General features: G+C 61.3%; 24 protein-coding genes, 1 tRNA gene and 1 pseudogene. 21 read left to right on the top strand and 5 right to left on the bottom strand.

Features of this window, described 5'->3' with window-relative positions:
- Positions 1-2: 2 nt before the first annotated feature.
- Both proC and ACSFB7_RS14200 read right to left on the bottom strand, forming a co-directional pair.
- A complete protein-coding gene (gene proC / locus ACSFB7_RS14205) occupies positions 3-860 on the bottom strand; it encodes a pyrroline-5-carboxylate reductase (RefSeq protein WP_435471074.1) in 858 nt (285 codons plus the stop codon).
- Entirely contained in the window at positions 857-1,984 is a 1,128-nt protein-coding gene (locus tag ACSFB7_RS14200) for an esterase-like activity of phytase family protein (protein WP_435471072.1), read from the bottom strand. Before ACSFB7_RS14200 ends, proC begins: the two co-directional genes overlap by 4 nt.
- A 260-nt stretch (positions 1,985-2,244) precedes the next feature.
- Between ACSFB7_RS14200 and rplN the strand changes: the two genes are divergently transcribed.
- From rplN to ACSFB7_RS14110, 18 genes are all read left to right on the top strand, one after another.
- On the top strand, positions 2,245-2,613 hold the full coding sequence (rplN, locus tag ACSFB7_RS14195; protein ID WP_068630284.1) for a 50S ribosomal protein L14: 369 nt from the start codon (positions 2,245-2,247) through the stop codon (positions 2,611-2,613).
- 13 nt (positions 2,614-2,626) lie between these two features.
- Positions 2,627-2,959, top strand: a complete 333-nt coding sequence (rplX, locus tag ACSFB7_RS14190) for a 50S ribosomal protein L24 (protein WP_435471070.1) — start codon at positions 2,627-2,629, stop codon at positions 2,957-2,959.
- 11 nt (positions 2,960-2,970) lie between these two features.
- Positions 2,971-3,510 carry a 50S ribosomal protein L5 gene (gene rplE / locus ACSFB7_RS14185; protein ID WP_187112767.1) on the top strand — a complete coding sequence of 180 codons (540 nt, stop codon included), beginning with the start codon at positions 2,971-2,973 and terminating at the stop codon, positions 3,508-3,510.
- An 8-nt stretch (positions 3,511-3,518) separates the two neighbouring features.
- Positions 3,519-3,824, top strand: coding sequence for a 30S ribosomal protein S14 (gene rpsN / locus ACSFB7_RS14180; protein ID WP_187112766.1), 306 nt, complete (start codon positions 3,519-3,521; stop codon positions 3,822-3,824).
- A 20-nt stretch (positions 3,825-3,844) separates the two neighbouring features.
- Positions 3,845-4,240, top strand: coding sequence for a 30S ribosomal protein S8 (gene rpsH, locus ACSFB7_RS14175; protein ID WP_013544112.1), 396 nt, complete (start codon positions 3,845-3,847; stop codon positions 4,238-4,240).
- Between the two features lie 24 nt (positions 4,241-4,264).
- Complete coding sequence (gene rplF / locus ACSFB7_RS14170; protein WP_187112765.1) at positions 4,265-4,798, top strand: 50S ribosomal protein L6; 534 nt, start codon at positions 4,265-4,267, stop codon at positions 4,796-4,798.
- Positions 4,799-4,812: 14 nt separating this feature from the next.
- Positions 4,813-5,178, top strand: coding sequence for a 50S ribosomal protein L18 (gene rplR / locus ACSFB7_RS14165; RefSeq protein ID WP_042577535.1), 366 nt, complete (start codon positions 4,813-4,815; stop codon positions 5,176-5,178).
- An 18-nt stretch (positions 5,179-5,196) separates the two neighbouring features.
- The gene (rpsE, locus tag ACSFB7_RS14160; RefSeq protein ID WP_013544109.1) at positions 5,197-5,715 is read left to right on the top strand and encodes a 30S ribosomal protein S5; all 519 of its coding nucleotides are present in this window, start codon (positions 5,197-5,199) and stop codon (positions 5,713-5,715) included.
- Positions 5,716-5,740: 25 nt separating this feature from the next.
- Positions 5,741-5,926, top strand: a complete 186-nt coding sequence (rpmD, locus tag ACSFB7_RS14155; RefSeq protein ID WP_124464540.1) for a 50S ribosomal protein L30 — start codon at positions 5,741-5,743, stop codon at positions 5,924-5,926.
- 11 nt (positions 5,927-5,937) lie between these two features.
- On the top strand, positions 5,938-6,369 hold the full coding sequence (gene rplO, locus ACSFB7_RS14150) for a 50S ribosomal protein L15 (RefSeq protein WP_013544108.1): 432 nt from the start codon (positions 5,938-5,940) through the stop codon (positions 6,367-6,369).
- A 27-nt stretch (positions 6,370-6,396) separates the two neighbouring features.
- Entirely contained in the window at positions 6,397-7,710 is a 1,314-nt protein-coding gene (gene secY, locus ACSFB7_RS14145) for a preprotein translocase subunit SecY (RefSeq protein ID WP_435471067.1), read from the top strand.
- A 66-nt stretch (positions 7,711-7,776) separates the two neighbouring features.
- Positions 7,777-7,890: a 50S ribosomal protein L36 gene (gene rpmJ, locus ACSFB7_RS14140; protein WP_013544106.1), complete on the top strand. Its 114-nt coding sequence runs from the start codon at positions 7,777-7,779 to the stop codon at positions 7,888-7,890.
- Between the two features lie 23 nt (positions 7,891-7,913).
- A complete protein-coding gene (gene rpsM, locus ACSFB7_RS14135; RefSeq protein ID WP_093243005.1) occupies positions 7,914-8,279 on the top strand; it encodes a 30S ribosomal protein S13 in 366 nt (121 codons plus the stop codon).
- Between the two features lie 12 nt (positions 8,280-8,291).
- Entirely contained in the window at positions 8,292-8,696 is a 405-nt protein-coding gene (rpsK, locus tag ACSFB7_RS14130; protein ID WP_009124825.1) for a 30S ribosomal protein S11, read from the top strand.
- A gap of 128 nt (positions 8,697-8,824) precedes the next feature.
- Positions 8,825-9,448, top strand: coding sequence for a 30S ribosomal protein S4 (gene rpsD / locus ACSFB7_RS14125; protein ID WP_009124826.1), 624 nt, complete (start codon positions 8,825-8,827; stop codon positions 9,446-9,448).
- Between the two features lie 142 nt (positions 9,449-9,590).
- Positions 9,591-10,580: a DNA-directed RNA polymerase subunit alpha gene (locus ACSFB7_RS14120; RefSeq protein ID WP_093059385.1), complete on the top strand. Its 990-nt coding sequence runs from the start codon at positions 9,591-9,593 to the stop codon at positions 10,578-10,580.
- An 89-nt stretch (positions 10,581-10,669) separates the two neighbouring features.
- Positions 10,670-11,068, top strand: a complete 399-nt coding sequence (rplQ, locus tag ACSFB7_RS14115; protein ID WP_093243007.1) for a 50S ribosomal protein L17 — start codon at positions 10,670-10,672, stop codon at positions 11,066-11,068.
- 18 nt (positions 11,069-11,086) lie between these two features.
- A tRNA-Met gene (locus ACSFB7_RS14110) sits at positions 11,087-11,163 on the top strand.
- Positions 11,164-11,350: 187 nt separating this feature from the next.
- On the opposite strand, the gene ACSFB7_RS14105 is transcribed toward ACSFB7_RS14110, so the two are convergent.
- Together ACSFB7_RS14105 and ACSFB7_RS14100 are read right to left on the bottom strand one after the other, a co-directional pair.
- Complete coding sequence (locus ACSFB7_RS14105) at positions 11,351-11,710, bottom strand: hypothetical protein (RefSeq protein WP_435471065.1); 360 nt, start codon at positions 11,708-11,710, stop codon at positions 11,351-11,353.
- A gap of 348 nt (positions 11,711-12,058) precedes the next feature.
- Positions 12,059-12,622 (bottom strand): recombinase family protein, encoded by a 564-nt coding sequence (locus ACSFB7_RS14100; RefSeq protein WP_435471063.1) that lies wholly within the window; start codon positions 12,620-12,622, stop codon positions 12,059-12,061.
- A 77-nt stretch (positions 12,623-12,699) separates the two neighbouring features.
- Between ACSFB7_RS14100 and ACSFB7_RS14095 the strand changes: the two genes are divergently transcribed.
- From ACSFB7_RS14095 to ACSFB7_RS14085, 3 genes and pseudogenes are all read left to right on the top strand, one after another.
- Positions 12,700-13,008 (top strand): hypothetical protein, encoded by a 309-nt coding sequence (locus ACSFB7_RS14095; protein WP_435471061.1) that lies wholly within the window; start codon positions 12,700-12,702, stop codon positions 13,006-13,008.
- Between the two features lie 89 nt (positions 13,009-13,097).
- Positions 13,098-13,523 (top strand): phage terminase large subunit family protein, encoded by a 426-nt coding sequence (locus tag ACSFB7_RS14090; protein WP_435471059.1) that lies wholly within the window; start codon positions 13,098-13,100, stop codon positions 13,521-13,523.
- 126 nt (positions 13,524-13,649) lie between these two features.
- Positions 13,650-14,722, top strand: a pseudogene (locus ACSFB7_RS14085) (phage portal protein).
- 521 nt (positions 14,723-15,243) lie between these two features.
- Here the strand turns inward: ACSFB7_RS14085 and ACSFB7_RS14080 are convergent.
- Positions 15,244-16,155, bottom strand: a complete 912-nt coding sequence (locus tag ACSFB7_RS14080) for a class I SAM-dependent methyltransferase (protein ID WP_435471057.1) — start codon at positions 16,153-16,155, stop codon at positions 15,244-15,246.
- Positions 16,156-16,734: the final 579 nt, after the last annotated feature.

The following is a 16,734-nucleotide window of genomic DNA, read 5'->3' as shown; positions in this document are numbered from 1 at the left end:
GTTCAGCCGCGGCCGAATTCCTCGCCCAGCTCGGCCGCGCGCTTCTGCGCCGCACGGATCGCGGTCTTGAACTGCGCCTTGACGTCCGCGCCCTGCAGCGAGGTGATCGCCGCGTAGGTGGTGCCGCCCTTGGAGGTCACGCGCTCGCGCAGCACCGAGGGCGGCTCGGTCGCGCTGTGCGCGAGCGCTGAGGCGCCGGTGAAGGTGCCGATGGCCAGCCGCTGGGCCTGGTCGGGCGTGAGGCCCATCTCGACGCCGGCCTCGGTCATGGCCTCGATGAAATAGAACACGTAGGCCGGGCCCGAGCCCGACATGGCGGTCACGGCGTCGAGCGCGGGTTCGGCATCGACCCAGATCAGCTCGCCGGTGGGGGTCAGCAACTGAGTGACCAGCGCCTTGTCGGCGCTCGCGACGGCGGGCCGCGCAAAAAGGCCGGTCATGCCCTTGCCCACCAGCGCGGGCGTGTTGGGCATGGCGCGCACCACGCGCTCGGTGCCGAGCCAGCGGGCGATGCTGTCGGACGGAATGCCCGCGGCCACGCTCAGGTGCAAGGCGTTCGCGGCGAATGCGCGCACGGGCTTGGTGGCATCGGCAAAGGTCTGGGGCTTCACCGCCCACACCACGACGGCGCAGCGCGCCAGGCTTTCGCTGGCCTCCGCCTTCGCCACGATGCCGAAAGACTGCGCCAGCTTCGTGCGGGCCTCCTCGAAGGGCTCGACCACCTCGAACGCGTCCGCCGGGGCGCCTTGCTGGATCAGTCCGCCAATGATGGCGCTCGCCATGTTGCCGCCGCCAACGAAGGCGATGGGGGGTAGCGGTGAGGGGGCGGTGCGGGGCAGGAAGGTGACGGCGATGGTCATGGTCGGTCGGTGTATTCGAAGGCTGCGAACTGGGTGACTTGCAGGGGATTGAAATTGTCGTCGCTCACGACCACGAGCATGCGCTTGCCATTGGGCAGCGTGGGGCCCCAGCACATGCCTTCGGTGTTGTCGAGGCGGGACAGGCCCAGCGCGGCGAAGTCGGCCACCAGGGTCTTGGCGGCGGGCCGATGGTTGCCGGGCGCCAGTGCATCGACGGCCAGCACGTCGCTGGCCGCGCGGGTGTCTATTTCATAGAGGCGCAGCGAATTGCCCGTGCCGGCGGCGTAGGCGCGCTCCAGCACCAGCATGCGGTGGGCGTCGAGCATGAGGATCTCGCTCACGCCGTTGTCGGCGTAGGTGCCCGGGACCAGCGGCCGCAGCGGGATCGCATCCGGCACGTAGGCGATCTGGCGGGTGACCTTGCCGGTCTCCAGGTCGAGCTGGGTGAAGCGGCAGGGGCCGCCCGGCGCGCCGATGGTCGGCATGGGGCCGTCCTGGATCAGGGCGTTTTCCATGCCCAGCCAGGCAAAGCGGCCGTCGGGCGTGAGCGTCACGCCCTCGAACGTCAGGTTGTCGCGTGGGCCGCTGCGCTGCGCCGGATCGGGGGTGAACATCGCGGGCAGGGCGAATTCGCGCAAGAAGCGGCCATCGCGCGCTGATTCATACAGTGCGGGGCCGAAACCGCGGGCAATGTCGCCTTCGCTGGTCCAGAGCAAGGTGTCGGTGGCGGGCCGCAGGCGCAGGGCTTCGGGGTCCGGGACCGGGAGTCCGTCGATGGCCTGGCGGCGACTTGGCCAAGGGCCGCCGCCGGGGCGTTGCAACAACACCACGCCCGTGGGAGCGGGTGGCGCCGCCTCCGGCTGAGGCCAACGGGCGATGTAGTAGCGAACGGGCGCCAGGTCTGATCGGTCATCGCTGATGAGCAGGTACTCACCTCGCACCGGGTCGTAGTCGATGCCCGAGAGGCCGCCGGCGGTGGTGCCCTCTATGGAAAGGCGGTGCGGCCATCGCGCTTCAGCAATGCGCCGCAGGCGGCCGGGGTCCGGATGCGGGGTGGCGCTCCCGCATCCAGCCAGGCCCAGCGCCAGCAGCCCGGCTCCGCCCGCCAGGAGGCGCCGGCGCATGGGGCGTAGCGGGAGCGGCGAGGGGAAATTCACTGTGGTGCGCACGCCCCGAAGTCTAGTGGCACTGCGTGGTGGTGTAATGGGGTTGTTGACATCGGCACAAGTGCGTGCAACAATCGCGGGCTTCGCTTCCAAAAGGCGAAGCTTTCAGCCCAAAGCGGAAGTGCCTCGAGTGGTTCGAGGTGCCAACGACGGGCCCAAGACTGACCGCGGTGCTTCCCTCCTGGAAGTTCATCGGTACAAGTTGGGAATATCAAGAAATGATCCAAACTGAATCCCGGCTCGAAGTGGCCGACAACACGGGCGCGAAATCCGTCCTGTGTATCAAGGTGCTCGGTGGCTCCAAGCGGCGTTATGCCAGCGTGGGCGACGTCATCAAGGTCAGCATCAAGGAATGTGCTCCACGTGGTCGCGTCAAAAAGGGCGAGATCTACAGTGCAGTGGTGGTTCGCACCGCCAAGGGCATCCGTCGCGCTGACGGCTCGCTCGTGAAATTCGACGGCAACGCAGCAGTGTTGCTCAACGCCAAGCTGGAGCCTATCGGCACCCGCATCTTCGGACCGGTGACGCGCGAGCTGCGCACTGAAAAGTTCATGAAGATCGTGTCGCTGGCTCCTGAAGTTCTGTAAGGACAACAACGCCATGAACAAGATTCGCAAAGGCGACCAGGTCATCGTGTTGGCCGGTCGTGACAAGGGCAAGCGCGGCACTGTCACGCTTCGCAAGGATGACTCGCACGTCGTCATCGACGGCCTGAACCTCGTCAAGAAGCACACCAAGCCGAACCCGCTCAAGGGTACGACCGGTGGCATCGTCGAGAAGTCCATGCCTATTCACCAATCCAACGTGGCGGTCTTCAATGCCGCGACCGGCAAGGCCGATCGCGTGGGCATCAAGATCACCCAGGGTGCTGACGGCAAGCGCGTGGCTGTTCGCGTCTTCAAGTCGAGCGGCGACGAAATCAAGTTCGCCTAAGAGGTACTCACATGGCACGTCTCCAACAACAGTATCGCGAAAAGATCGCGAAAGACCTGACGGAAAAGTTCGGCTACAAGTCGCCGATGCAGGTCCCCCGCCTCACCAAGATCACCCTGAACATGGGTGTGGGTGAAGCAGTCGCCGACAAGAAGGTTCTCGACAATGCTGTCGCCGACCTGACCAAGATCGCCGGCCAAAAGCCCGTGGTCACCAAGTCGAAGAAGGCTATCGCCGGTTTCAAGATCCGCGAAAACCAGCCGATCGGCTGCATGGTCACGCTGCGTGGCGTGCAGATGTATGAGTTCCTGGACCGTTTCGTGACCATCGCGCTGCCGCGTGTTCGCGACTTCCGCGGCATCTCCGGCCGTGCGTTCGATGGCCGTGGCAACTACAACATCGGCGTCAAGGAACAGATCATTTTCCCTGAAATCGAGTACGACAAGGTCGATGCCTTGCGCGGTCTCAATATCAGCATCACGACGACGGCCAAGACCGACGAAGAAGCCAAGGCGCTTCTGGCTGGTTTCCGTTTCCCGTTCAAGAACTGAGGCGAACTGTGGCTAAACAATCTTTGATCCAGCGCGAACTCAAGCGCGACAAGCTGGTTGCCAAGTTCGCTGCGAAGCACGCAGAACTGAAGGCAGCTTCCAACGACGTGAAGAAGACCGACGAAGAGCGCGCAGCTGCTCGTCTGGGTCTGCAAAAGCTTCCGCGCAACGCGAACCCGACCCGCCAACGCAACCGTTGCGCGATCACCGGTCGTCCGCGCGGTACCTTCCGTCAATTCGGTCTGGCTCGCGCCAAGATCCGTGAACTGGCTTTCGCTGGCGACATCCCCGGTGTCACCAAGGCCAGCTGGTAAGCCAGGCAGGAGCAAACAACATGAGCATGAGTGATCCCATTGCCGACCTGCTGACGCGTATTCGTAACGCGCAGATGGTGGCGAAGCCCACTGTGTCGGTCCCCTCTTCCAAGGTGAAGATCGCGATCGCACAAGTCCTGAAGGACGAAGGCTACATCGACGGTTTCCAAGTCAAGACCGAAGCTGGCAAGAGCGAGCTTGAAATTGTCCTGAAGTACTACGCTGGCCGTCCGGTCATCGAGCGCATCGAGCGCGTGAGCCGCCCTGGCCTGCGTGTCTACAAGGCCAGTGCTTCCATTCCGCAAGTCCAGAACGGCCTCGGCGTTGCGATCGTCACGACCCCCCAGGGCGTGATGACCGACCGCAAGGCGCGCGCTACCGGTGTCGGTGGCGAAGTCCTGTGCTACGTCGCCTAACCGAGACATCGAGGAGTTACTGAAATGTCCCGAGTAGGAAAAATGCCGATCACCATCCCCGCTGGCGTGGATGTGTCGATCAAGGAAGACCAGATCAGCGTCAAGGGTACGGGCGGCACGCTCGTCCTGCAACGCAATGCACTGGTCAAGGTCGTCAGCAATGACGGCAAGCTGAACTTCGAACCCGCCAACGAGTCGCGTGAAGCGAATGCGATGAGCGGCACGATCCGTCAGCTGGTGAACAACATGGTTGTTGGCGTGACCAAGGGCTTCGAGAAGAAGCTCAACCTGGTCGGCGTCGGCTTCAAGGCTGCGGCGTCCGGCGCCAAGCTGAATCTGCTGGTTGGTTACTCGCACCCGGTCAACATCGAAATGCCCCAGGGCATCACGGTGACCACCGCGACCCCGACCGAAATCCTGATCAAGGGCGCTGACCGTCAACGCGTTGGTCAAATCGCCGCTGAGATCCGCGCTGTTCGTCCGCCTGAGCCTTACAAGGGCAAGGGCATCCGTTATTCGGACGAGAAGATCGTGATCAAAGAGACCAAGAAGAAGTAAGGGGCAGCAAAATGATGTTGACCAAAAAAGCACAGCGCCTTCGCCGCTCGCGCCAGACCCGCATTCGCATCGCGACGCAGGGTGTGGCCCGTCTGACGGTGAACCGTACCAACCTGCACATCTACGCCACCGTCATCTCCGACGACGGCACCAAGGTGATTGCAAGCGCATCGACGGCAGAAGCCGAAGTGCGTACCTCGCTCGGCGGTTCGGGCAAGGGCGGCAACGCCGCTGCAGCCACCGCCGTCGGCAAGCGCATCGCTGAAAAGGCGAAGGCTGCCGGCGTCGAGAAGGTCGCCTTCGACCGCGCAGGTTTCGCATACCACGGCCGCGTCAAGGCGCTGGCCGAGGCGGCTCGCGAAGCCGGTCTGCAGTTCTAACCGGACACGAGATTCAAAATGGCAAAGATTCAAGCAAGAACGCAGAACGAAGGCCCTGAAGACGGTTTGCGCGAGAAGATGATCGCGATCAACCGCGTCACCAAGGTGGTGAAGGGTGGTCGTATTCTCGGTTTCGCAGCACTCACCGTGGTGGGCGACGGCGAAGGCCGCGTCGGCATGGGCAAGGGCAAGTCGAAGGAAGTGCCTGCTGCCGTGCAGAAGGCAATGGAAGAAGCCCGTCGCAACCTGGCCAAGATCTCGATCAAGAACGGCACGCTGCACCACCGCGTGACGGGTCACCATGGCGCCGCTTCGGTCGTCATGATCCCCGCACCGAAGGGTACCGGCATCATCGCCGGCGGCCCGATGCGCGCTGTCTTCGAAGTCATGGGCATCACCGACATCGTGGCCAAGAGCCATGGTTCGTCGAATCCCTACAACATGGTTCGCGCCACGCTCGACGGGTTGAAGAACTCGACGACCGCGTCCGCAGTGGCTGCCAAGCGTGGCCTGACCGTCGAAGAAATCTTCGCTTGAGCGCAAGCCTGAAAGAAGCATTCAAATGACGACGCAACAACAAACCCTCAAGGTGCAATTGGTCAAGAGCCCGATTGGCACCAAGGAATCGCATCGCGCGACCGTGCGTGGCCTCGGCCTGCGCAAGATCAACAGCGTGAGCGAGCTGCAAGACACCCCGGCGGTGCGCGGCATGATCAACAAGATCAGTTATCTGGTCAAAGTTCTGTAAGAGAGACTGATATGGAACTCAATGGCATCAAGCCGGCAGCCGGCGCCAAGCACGCAAAGCGTCGCGTTGGCCGCGGTATCGGCTCCGGTATCGGCAAGACCGCTGGTCGCGGTCACAAGGGTCAGAAGTCGCGCGCTGGCGGTTTCCACAAGGTTGGTTTCGAAGGCGGCCAAATGCCGCTGCAACGTCGCCTGCCCAAGCGTGGTTTCAAGTCGCACCTGCTGAAGTTCAACGCCGAAGTCACGCTGACTGCTCTCGAGCAGCTCGGCCTGGCCGAAGTGGATGTTCTGGCACTCAAGCAAGCCGGCCTCGTGGGCCAGCTCGCCAAGGTCGTCAAGATCATCAAGACCGGTGAACTCACCAAAGCCGTCAAGCTGACGGGCGTGGGCGCAACCGCTGGTGCCAAGGCTGCGATCGAAGCAGCCGGCGGCAGCATCGCCTGATCACCTTCGGACTGAAAGAAGTTCTTCGTGGCAACTAACGCGGCAACGATCGCAAAAACAGGCAAATTCGGCGACCTCCGTCGTCGGCTCGTCTTTTTGCTGCTCGCGCTCGTGGTCTATCGGGTCGGCGCGCACATTCCTGTGCCGGGTATCAACCCGGACCAGCTGGCAGCGTTGTTCCAGGGCCAGCAGGGCGGCATTCTGAGCCTGTTCAACATGTTCTCGGGCGGGGCGCTGTCGCGCTTCACCGTGTTCGCGTTGGGGATCATGCCGTACATCTCGGCGTCGATCATCATGCAGTTGATGACCTACGTGCTTCCGACCTTCGAGCAATTGAAGAAGGAAGGCGAGGCCGGTCGCCGCAAGATCACGCAGTACACGCGCTATGGCGCACTCGGCTTGGCCCTGTTCCAGTCGTTCAGCATCGCAGTGGCCCTCGAATCGTCGGCCGGTCTGGTCATCGCCCCCGGTTTCGGCTTCCGCCTGACCGCCATGGTGAGCCTGACGGCTGGTTCGATGTTCCTGATGTGGCTCGGCGAGCAGATCACCGAACGCGGCTTGGGCAACGGCATCTCGATCCTGATCTTTGCAGGTATCGCAGCCGGTTTGCCCAACGCCATCGGTGGACTGCTGGAGCTGGTGCGTACCGGTGCCATGAACGTCATCATTGCGCTCTTCATCGTCGCGGTGGTGGTGCTGGTCACCTACTTCGTGGTGTTCGTCGAACGTGGTCAGCGCAAGATCCTCGTGAACTATGCGCGGCGCCAGGTTGGCAACAAGGTCTATGGCGGCCAGTCGTCGCACCTGCCCTTGAAGCTGAACATGGCTGGCGTGATCCCTCCGATCTTCGCTTCGTCGATCATCCTGCTGCCCGCAACGGTGGTTGGCTGGTTCAGCACCGGTGAAGGTGGCTTCCGCTGGATCAAGGACATTGCCGGCGCACTGCGTCCGGGCGAGCCGATCTACGTGCTGCTGTATGCCGCTGCGATCGTTTTCTTCTGCTTCTTCTACACGGCACTCGTGTTCAACAGCAAGGAAACGGCCGACAACCTGAAGAAGAGTGGTGCATTCATTCCTGGCATTCGCCCGGGTGACCAGACCGCTCGCTATATCGACAAGATTCTGGTTCGCCTGACGTTGGCTGGCGCGGTGTACATCACCTTCGTCTGCCTGCTGCCCGAGTTCCTGATCCTGAAGTACAACGTGCCGTTCTACTTCGGTGGTACCTCCCTGCTGATCATCGTGGTCGTCACGATGGACTTCATGGCCCAGGTGCAAAACTACATGATGTCTCAGCAGTACGAATCGCTGCTGAAGAAGGCCAACTTCAAGACATCGTAGGGCTGTGAGTTTCAGTATTGAGTCCGGGCGGTAGGCCGCCACGTTAAACAGTTTTAGGAGAATGAAATGAGAGTTTCGGCTTCGGTCAAAACCATCTGCCGTAATTGCAAGGTCATCCGCCGTAAAGGTGTGGTGCGTGTGATTTGCACCGACCCGCGCCACAAGCAGCGCCAGGGTTGATTGAAGAGTATTAGAGGACGCACATGGCACGTATTGCTGGCATCAACATCCCGCCGCACAAGCACGCTGAAATCGGCCTGACCGCCATTTTCGGTATCGGTCGCACCCGCGCCCGTCAAATCTGCGAAGCGAGCGGCATCGAATATTCGAAGAAGATCAAAGATCTGACCGACGGCGATCTCGAGAAGATCCGTGACCAGATCGCTCTGTTCACGATCGAAGGCGATCTGCGTCGCGAAACGACGATGAACATCAAGCGTTTGATGGACATCGGTTGCTATCGCGGTTTCCGTCACCGTCGCGGCCTGCCGATGCGCGGCCAGCGCACGCGCACCAATGCCCGCACCCGCAAGGGTCCGCGCAAGGCCGCGCAGTCCCTGAAGAAATAAGGATAGACCAGCATGGCTAAAGCACCTGCAAACAACGCCGCACAGCGCGTTCGCAAGAAGGTTCGCAAGAACGTTGCGGACGGTATCGCCCACGTGCATGCCTCGTTCAACAACACCATCATCACGATCACCGATCGCCAGGGCAACGCCCTGTCGTGGGCTTCGTCGGGTGGCCAGGGCTTCAAGGGCTCGCGCAAGTCGACGCCGTTCGCTGCGCAGGTGGCTTCCGAAGTTGCCGGCCGTGCTGCTGTCGAACAAGGTATCAAGAACCTCGACGTCGAGATCAAGGGCCCGGGCCCCGGTCGCGAATCGTCGGTGCGCGCACTGGCTGCGCTCGGCATCCGGATCAACTCCATTGCCGACGTGACGCCCGTTCCGCACAACGGCTGCCGTCCCCAGAAGCGTCGCCGCATCTGATCGTCAGTCTGCAAGGCGCAGCCAGCTTTCGAGCGGCTGCGCATTTGTTTTTTAACTAAGCCCACCGCCATTCGCATCTCGCAGATGGCTCCCGCAGGCAACTGCGGCAGATACATAAAGGAAGAATCGTGGCACGCTACCTCGGCCCCAAGGCCAAACTTTCCCGCCGTGAAGGCACCGACCTGTTCCTGAAGAGCGCCCGTCGCTCCATTCAAGACAAGGCCAAGTTCGATTCCAAGCCCGGCCAGCACGGTCGCACTTCGGGTCAGCGCACGTCGGACTACGGTCTGCAACTGCGTGAAAAGCAGAAGGTCAAGCGCATGTACGGCGTGCTGGAAAAGCAATTCCGCCGCTACTTCGAAGAAGCTGACCGCCGCCGTGGCAACACCGGCGCCAACCTGCTGTTCATCCTCGAATCGCGCCTGGACAACGTCGTCTACCGCATGGGCTTCGGCTCGACCCGCGCTGAAGCACGTCAACTCGTGTCGCACAAGGCGATCACGGTGAACGGCCAGTCGGTCAACATCCCGTCGTACCTGGTCAAGACCGGTGACGTGATCGCCGTGCGCGACAAGTCGAAGAAGCAGAACCGCATTGTCGAAGCACTGCAACTCGCCCAGCAAGTCGGTATTCCGGCCTGGGTCGATGTGAACGCCGACAAGGCTGAAGGCACCTTCAAGAAGGTCCCCGATCGCGACGAATTCGCCGCCGACATCAACGAATCGCTGATCGTCGAACTGTATTCGCGTTGATTTTTTCTACCCGCACCCGCCCTGTGGCGCGTGCGGGAGATTGTTATTGTTGTTCACGTTCCTGCCCCGTGCCTTGCCGCGGGTCAGGTGCTTCACCAGCCTTACCGGTGTAACGAGCCGGGGGTATTGAGAGGAAGTCTGCATGCAAACCACCCTGCTGAAACCCAAGACCATCCAGGTCGAGCAACTTGCCCCCAACAAGGCCAAGGTCACGCTCGAACCTTTCGAGCGCGGCTACGGCCACACGCTCGGCAACGCGCTGCGTCGCGTTCTGCTGTCGTCCATGGTCGGCTACTCGGCCACCGAAGTCACGATTGCTGGCGTTCTGCATGAGTACTCGTCGATCGACGGCGTGCAGGAAGATGTCGTCAACATCCTGCTGAATCTCAAGGGCGTGGTGTTCAAGCTCCACAACCGCGACGAAGTCACGCTGAGCCTGCGCAAGGACGGCGAAGGCCCGGTCCTGGCGTCGGACATCCAGACCCCGCACGACGTTGAGATCATCAACCCCGACCACGTGATCGCGCACCTGTCGCAAGGCGGCAAGCTCGACATGCAGATCAAGGTTGAAAAGGGTCGCGGTTATGTGCCCGGCACGATGCGCCGCTACGCCGACGAGCCGACCAAGTCGATTGGCCGCATCGTTCTCGACGCGTCGTTCTCGCCCGTCAAGCGCGTGAGCTACACGGTCGAAAGCGCCCGCGTCGAACAACGTACTGACCTGGACAAGCTGCTGGTCGAGATCGAAACCAACGGTGCGATCACTGCTGAAGATGCAGTGCGCGCTTCGGCTAAAATCCTGGTCGAACAGCTCGCCGTGTTTGCGCAGCTCGAAGGTGGCGAACTGGCTGCATTCGATGCACCGGCACCGCGCAGCGCTCAGCAATTCGATCCGATCCTGCTGCGCCCTGTCGACGAGCTCGAACTCACCGTGCGTTCGGCCAACTGCCTGAAGGCCGAAAACATCTACTACATCGGTGATCTGATCCAGCGCACCGAAAACGAGTTGCTCAAGACCCCGAACCTGGGTCGCAAGTCGCTCAACGAAATCAAGGAAGTCCTCGCTTCGCGCGGCCTGACCTTGGGTATGAAGCTTGAAAGCTGGCCGCCGGCCGGCCTCGACAAGCGTTGATTTTTGTTTTTTGAATTGAGCCCATGAGGGCTCGTGCCCGGGCAGTACCTGATACGGCTGCCTGTTTAATAAAGTAAAGGAAAAGCACCATGCGTCACGGACACGGACTTCGCAAACTCAACCGCACCAGCTCGCACCGCCTTGCGATGCTGCAGAACATGATGAATTCGCTCATCGAGCATGAAGTCATCAAGACCACGGTCCCCAAGGCCAAGGAACTGCGCCGCGTCATCGAACCGATGATCACGCTCGCCAAGAAGCCCACGCTCGCCAACAAGCGCCTGGCCTTCGACCGCCTGCGCGACCGCGACAGCGTCGTCAAGCTCTTCGCCGATCTGGGCCCGCGTTTCGCGGCTCGTCCGGGCGGCTACACGCGTATCCTGAAAATGGGTTTCCGCGTGGGCGACAACGCGCCGATGGCTCTGGTCGAACTGGTCGACCGTCCTGAAATTAAAGAAGCAGATGCCGCCCAAGGCGCTGCAGAATAAGATATAATTCCATCTTGCCGCGCGATGGAGCAGCCTGGTAGCTCGTTGGGCTCATAACCCAAAGGTCGCAAGTTCAAATCTTGCTCGCGCAACCAACATTGGAGACCCCGCTGATGCAGCTGCGAAAAGCAGTTGTTCAGCGGGGTTTTTCATTTACGCCCAGCTCTCGCCGGTACTCGTGTCTCGCATCAACGTGGCACTGACCTAGCAGGTCAGCGATGGCCGGGCGGGCTTCTGAAACTGTGGCGGGGTCTCCGCTCAGCGTCTCTCTCAAGCTCGTGATCAGCTGGCGATACCGGCTTGTGATTTCGCTCGCGCCCGCCAGCGGCGCCGGGGCTGTGGCAGGGTCGCCTCGAGCGTTTTGTGCTCCAGTTCGGCGGCGCGCAGTCGAGTGGCCAATGCCTCGCTGGCGCCGACGGTCACGATGGCGTCAACGATGCGCTGAATCTCGCGGTCTAGTTCGACGCCGCGCCGGCGCACTTCAGCCCGCGCGCGCTTGTGGCCGCCATCCAGCTCGACCAGCAAGCGGCGCACGGCGTTCTGCACTTCGGCTATGGCGGTCGGGCTCAGCAGGTCCTCGCGAAGCTCCGACAGCAAACGCTGGTCGACATCGGGTGCCGCCAAATCGCCGCGCTGGCGCACGACGTTGGACCCTTGCCCTTGTGTGCGCTGCAGCCGTAGCGGCAGGCGTTGAACACAATAATTGGGCGGCCACAGGTCTCGCAGCGTAGCAGGCTACCGAACAAGGTGGCGTGTGGCCGTCCGCGTTTTCCCTCACCTCTCGTGAGTTGCCTTGGCCGGGTCTTGTCCCATAGCGCCTGATCGATGATGCGCAACTCGGGGGCCTCGCGCACCAGCGATTCCTCGGGGGCCGAGCGATCGGCAAGCGCTTGCCGGTGCCTGGGTCTTTCATCCACTGGCGACAGTTCCATACGAGCTGGCCCATGTAATTCTCGTTGTTAAGTAGGCCGTCGCCCATCTTTGCATTCCCTACCAGTGCACCCCCGGCCCAGCCACCGCCGCACGGGCTCGGCACACGCGGGCATTGAGCCCACAGACGATGCTGCATACCGTGGCGTGGGCGGCAACCTGCTCATAAATCCAGCGCTCATGCTGCGCTTGATCCGCATCGATGAAGATGTAGGGCCCGCCGTCCGTTTCTTGACTCGAATAGCCGCAGGTCCGGCCGCTGGCGGCAAACTCGCGCTCAAACTGGCTACGCAGGCTGCAGTGCGTCTTCTTGCACAGGTCATCGAGATCCAGCAGATTGACCAAGCCGCGTGCGATGCGCATCACCTTGCGACCGTCGGCCTGTGAGTCGTATCCGTCGGCCGTGCCGATGATGCGGATGCCGCGATGCTCCAGCGGCTTTACCGTGCGCTCCTGCTCGGCCAGCTCCCGTGCGATGTGGTCTAAGCCCTCGACGATGAGAACGTCGAAACGGTCGGCCAGCAGTGCCTTGCCTCCATTGCGCAGGGCCACTGGCGTAGCGCCGCTGACCCCTTCGTCGGCATGTACCGTCGCGATGGGCCACCCTTCGCGCGGCGCGCTCATGGCCGGCACGCGCCTGATCGACGGTGCTGTTCTGACTTTGGTTGCCAGTGCTGTACCGGGCGCATAGGCAAGTTCTCATGTCGATCCTGAATGGTCTGTTGGATGAACTGGCGAGCGATGATTTCGATGGAGCGCGTGTCCAGCTGCGCGGTATGAGGCGTTCGGCCTCTGAACAGGCGACGACAGGCACCAGGGGGCAAAAAATGACCACCTCCGCGTCGACACAACACACAAGACGTTGCGCGCGAGCGCTTTGCCTGGACCGAAAGTGGCGCGACATCGTCGCCGTGGAAGACACCGTGGCGATGGGCTTCGACCTGTTCGACATCGCCGAGCTGCACGAGGAATACAACCTCGAAGAGTTCGCGAACCTGCTCATGTACTAGTTCATTGGTGACAGCCTGTCACTGTTCACGCTGACACAGATGCAGGCCATGGTCGACAGTTGGGAGGTCTGGAGCAACGTCAAACCACTGTGGATGCCAACAACCCAGTGCGGGTCGGCTATGACCCATCGGACAAGGGCGACGCGATGGCATTCGTTGTGGTCGCTCCGCCGCGGGTGCCGCGCGGGAAGTTCCGCATCTCGCACCGTGAGCAATTCAAGGGTTCCGACTTCAAGGCCCAGGCCGAAGCGATCAAGCGAATCACGCAGCAATACAACGTCGTGCACATCGGCATCGGCAAGACGGGCCTCGGCGCTGGCATTTTCCAGATTGTCGAGAAGTTCTTTCCCCTGGTGAAGAGCTACCAGTACGGTATCGGGGTGAAGCGACGCTTGGTGCTCAGGCACAGCAGGTCATCCACAAGGGGCGGCTGGAGTTCGATGCGGGTTGAACCGACATCGCTGGGGCTTCTATGGCCATCAAGCGCGTGCTCATGGCCAGCGGCCGGAGTATGACCTACGACTCGGGTCGCTCGGAAGCGACGGGCCGCGCAGATCTTGCGTGGGCAACGGCACGCGCTCGACAACGAAACACTGGGCGGCGACGTCGTCGGCGGTAGCTCTCGCATGGAGATTGTTTGGATGAGCAAGCGCAAGGGAAATATGTCCCGCCACTTGACTCTCACCGTGCCAATGGCCACGCCCGGGGCGTCGGAACTGATGACGCAGCGCGATGGCGGCGCCGTTCACGCGTTCAGCTTCGGCGACCACGAGCCGGTGGGCCGTATCCAGCTGCTCGACTATGAGAGCATGTTCAATGGCCGCTGGTACGAGCCACCGCTGCCTTGGGAAGCGCCGGCAAGTGCCTTTCGTGCGTCCCCGCACCACGGTTCCGCGATCTGCCTCTGAAGCGCAACCTGCTCAAGGCCATGTTCTTGCCCCATCCGCGGCTGTCGAGCGCGACGTTCGGAGCCATGGCGCTGGACTTTCTGGTGTTCGGCAATGCCTATGTCGAGCAGTTGCACGCCCTCACGGGACGGGCGCTGAAGCTGCTGCGCGTGCTGGCCAAGTTCACTCAGCGCGGGCAAGAGGCAGGCCGTTTTAGCTTTTCTTCGTGCGCGGCTGGGTGCAGGAGCATGAGTTTCCGGCCGGCTCGCTGTTTCATCTTTGCGAGGACGATATCAACCAAGAAATCTACGGGCTTGCCCATGTACATCAGTACGCTGAAGTCGGCTTGGCTCAACGCAGCAGCCACGATGTTCCGGCGCAAGTACTACACTAACGGCCCGCACGCAGGCTTCACCCTGTACCTGTCGGACGCGCTGGTCCGTACCGCCGACGCGGATGCGCTGCGCGAAGCCCTGAAGGGCGCGAAAGGCCCTGGCAATTTCCGCAATTTGTTTCTGCATACGCCAGGGGACAAGGCCGATGGCCCTAAGCTGATGCCGGTCGGTGAGGTGGCGGCCAAAGACGACTTCGCGGCCATCAAGAACGTCAGCAAGGACGATGTGCTCGCTGCTCACCGTGTGCCACCCGGCTTGTTGGGCATCGTGCTGACCAACGCCAGGAGCATTGGCAATGCGCCCGACGCGCTGGCGGTGTTCGTCGGCAACGAGATCCTTCCGCCGATGCAGCGCTTCCATGAGCCCAACGACTGGGCAGGGGAAGAGCTGGCGCGGTTCGTAGAAGTGCCGCGGCTGGCCAAGACAGGCTGAAACTTTTCACCGCAGAGCCCCGAGGGCGCGCATAGCGGTTTTTGTCCTCATGTCTTCGCACCCCGGTTTGTGCAGCTCGGCTCGTCCACGGGGCGGCCAGTGGCCTCAGCGCGGCCCTCTCAATGCGCCCCCGAGCCGCTGACGTACCACCCGCCCCTGGGCGTGCGGTCTAACCCTCACCGAGCCCGCGCGCTTTGGGTATCTGTTTTTACGACCCGGTCGGCGACATGCCGGGCCGCGCCAACGCTGGTGCGCCGAGTGTCACGCGGGGGCGCTCTATTAGTCATTTTTACGGAATTTGAGCGGTGTTATAGACGAACGGCCCAGTTCGCCAGGTGGCGCTCGGCATCGCCGCAAGCTGCGGCGGGGTCGGAGCGCCTAGACAGAGTGCCGAGCTGCGATCAATGATCGGTATTGCTGAATCAACTCTCTCGCGCGATTGAGCGCGCGCTCTTAGTTCTCCGGCGTGTTAGTCCGCAACTTGTTCATCACACGGGACACCCCAAAGATTTGCACATCAGTTAAATCTTGAATGCAGAAAACGCTGTAGCAGCGGGGTACGCCAATGTATGAGTGGTGACCTTTCGAAAGCCTGCTTGCATGATGAATGTCCAAGCATCCGCCCCAAACTCTGTCTGCACAACCAGATCGGCAGTCGCCGTCGATGGATCGCCATGGAAGCTCTTTTGAAGACCAGATCGATCACGCGTCATTCGACCAACAATGACGGGAACAGTAAAGCAAAGTGCACCGCCAGGCTTCAGGATTCGCCTGCATTCCTCGAGTCCATGAACCGGGTTGGGAACGTGCTCCAAGGTGTCTGAGTGAATTACGATATCAAAGCTGTTGTCATGGTAAGGCATCGCGTGCATATCGACTTCCGGATACTTGCCGAACACGTAGCCTGCAAATTGTTGAAGCGTTGAGGTGAGAGTGCCTGCTTCGTTCAATTCAAGTATTCGCAACGGGCCGGTATTCGGCATCTGAGCGGCTTCGCGCAAGGTGCCACGTAGGCCCATGCACGAACGGATCGCATCCGCAAGTGCGATGGAGCGAAGATTCGAGCCACAAGAGACGCATTGCTCACCCTGTTGACGATCGACGTAATCCGCCTCGTCAGGCGACAGTTGCCATTCATCAATCAAGCCTTGCCAGAGGATCTTTCTTCCAGCAAATTCGCGGCCGCCACATACGCTGCAAATCATCGATGAGTCCACTTGGTGATGATGCTTGGAAAGGACGGAATGTTCAGGTGTCGACATGGAGCATCCGTCAGTTGAGGCGAAGCGCGCTTCAATCAGGGTGAGTCGATCGGCCATGTCGGCCGAGCGTTGCTCGATCGGTACCGTCTGGGAGTGAATGACATGTTCGATGCGATGACGTACGCGCGACCAGAGCGGGCGCAATATTTTTTTGGTGATGTTCTTGAGCATCAGGAGGCGATCAGGGTAATTCGAGCGAGCTACGTATCGTAGCGAGTCTCGGATTCTGAGGACGGAGCGCTTCGCAGTTTCGCATTGGGCGTCGGCATGGCGGTTTGCTGGCGCTGCTCGGCTCGTGAGCCAAAAAGCGAGCGAATCTGTTTCGCAGGACACCCCGCTGCGGCATGCTGCTTCAGCTTGTGGCGCGCTGGGTGACGGCGCTGTTGGCTTGCAGACGTCAACGGGGCCGGGCTTGAGCCTGTGACTCACCCCGAATAGGTCGCACAAACGGCAGAGCGAGCGGACCTGCGGCCGATCCTGCCTAGGATCGCGCACGGCTGCTGGGGATGAGTACCAAGCTCTTCTGTCCAAATCCCCCTCGCGCAACCAATTTAAAAGGCCCTTTGATTTTCAAAGGGCCTTTTTTCTTTGGTCGATGAATTGAATGAATCAAGCCCTCGCAACGAGGGCTTTTTTATTTTCCATCAGAGGGTTAAAACCACCGGCTTTCAGCCGGTCAGCTTTAGCACCAAGATGTGGTGCTGGAGGTGGCTGGTATGGACTACAGGTACGGAAGTCATACGGTTTTTC

Source organism: Variovorax raffinosi (assembly GCF_051216615.1).
In the GTDB taxonomy this organism is placed as follows: Bacteria; Pseudomonadota; Gammaproteobacteria; order Burkholderiales; family Burkholderiaceae_C; genus Variovorax.
This window is presented reverse-complemented; position numbering and strand designations above follow the sequence as displayed.

What these genes read in the sequence shown, in the direction of transcription:
- proC (WP_435471074.1), bottom strand. Translation starts at nt 860, where the DNA reads ATGACCATCGCCGTCACCTTCCTGCCCCGCACCGCCCCCTCACCGCTA.
- ACSFB7_RS14200 (WP_435471072.1), bottom strand. Translation starts at nt 1,984, where the DNA reads ATGCGCCGGCGCCTCCTGGCGGGCGGAGCCGGGCTGCTGGCGCTGGGC.
- rplN (WP_068630284.1), top strand. Translation starts at nt 2,245, where the DNA reads ATGATCCAAACTGAATCCCGGCTCGAAGTGGCCGACAACACGGGCGCG.
- rplX (WP_435471070.1), top strand. Translation starts at nt 2,627, where the DNA reads ATGAACAAGATTCGCAAAGGCGACCAGGTCATCGTGTTGGCCGGTCGT.
- rplE (WP_187112767.1), top strand. Translation starts at nt 2,971, where the DNA reads ATGGCACGTCTCCAACAACAGTATCGCGAAAAGATCGCGAAAGACCTG.
- rpsH (WP_013544112.1), top strand. Translation starts at nt 3,845, where the DNA reads ATGAGCATGAGTGATCCCATTGCCGACCTGCTGACGCGTATTCGTAAC.
- rplF (WP_187112765.1), top strand. Translation starts at nt 4,265, where the DNA reads ATGTCCCGAGTAGGAAAAATGCCGATCACCATCCCCGCTGGCGTGGAT.
- rplR (WP_042577535.1), top strand. Translation starts at nt 4,813, where the DNA reads ATGTTGACCAAAAAAGCACAGCGCCTTCGCCGCTCGCGCCAGACCCGC.
- rpsE (WP_013544109.1), top strand. Translation starts at nt 5,197, where the DNA reads ATGGCAAAGATTCAAGCAAGAACGCAGAACGAAGGCCCTGAAGACGGT.
- rpmD (WP_124464540.1), top strand. Translation starts at nt 5,741, where the DNA reads ATGACGACGCAACAACAAACCCTCAAGGTGCAATTGGTCAAGAGCCCG.
- rplO (WP_013544108.1), top strand. Translation starts at nt 5,938, where the DNA reads ATGGAACTCAATGGCATCAAGCCGGCAGCCGGCGCCAAGCACGCAAAG.
- rpmJ (WP_013544106.1), top strand. Translation starts at nt 7,777, where the DNA reads ATGAGAGTTTCGGCTTCGGTCAAAACCATCTGCCGTAATTGCAAGGTC.
- rpsM (WP_093243005.1), top strand. Translation starts at nt 7,914, where the DNA reads ATGGCACGTATTGCTGGCATCAACATCCCGCCGCACAAGCACGCTGAA.
- rpsK (WP_009124825.1), top strand. Translation starts at nt 8,292, where the DNA reads ATGGCTAAAGCACCTGCAAACAACGCCGCACAGCGCGTTCGCAAGAAG.
- ACSFB7_RS14120 (WP_093059385.1), top strand. Translation starts at nt 9,591, where the DNA reads ATGCAAACCACCCTGCTGAAACCCAAGACCATCCAGGTCGAGCAACTT.
- rplQ (WP_093243007.1), top strand. Translation starts at nt 10,670, where the DNA reads ATGCGTCACGGACACGGACTTCGCAAACTCAACCGCACCAGCTCGCAC.
- ACSFB7_RS14100 (WP_435471063.1), bottom strand. Translation starts at nt 12,622, where the DNA reads ATGAGCGCGCCGCGCGAAGGGTGGCCCATCGCGACGGTACATGCCGAC.
- ACSFB7_RS14095 (WP_435471061.1), top strand. Translation starts at nt 12,700, where the DNA reads ATGTCGATCCTGAATGGTCTGTTGGATGAACTGGCGAGCGATGATTTC.
- ACSFB7_RS14080 (WP_435471057.1), bottom strand. Translation starts at nt 16,155, where the DNA reads ATGCTCAAGAACATCACCAAAAAAATATTGCGCCCGCTCTGGTCGCGC.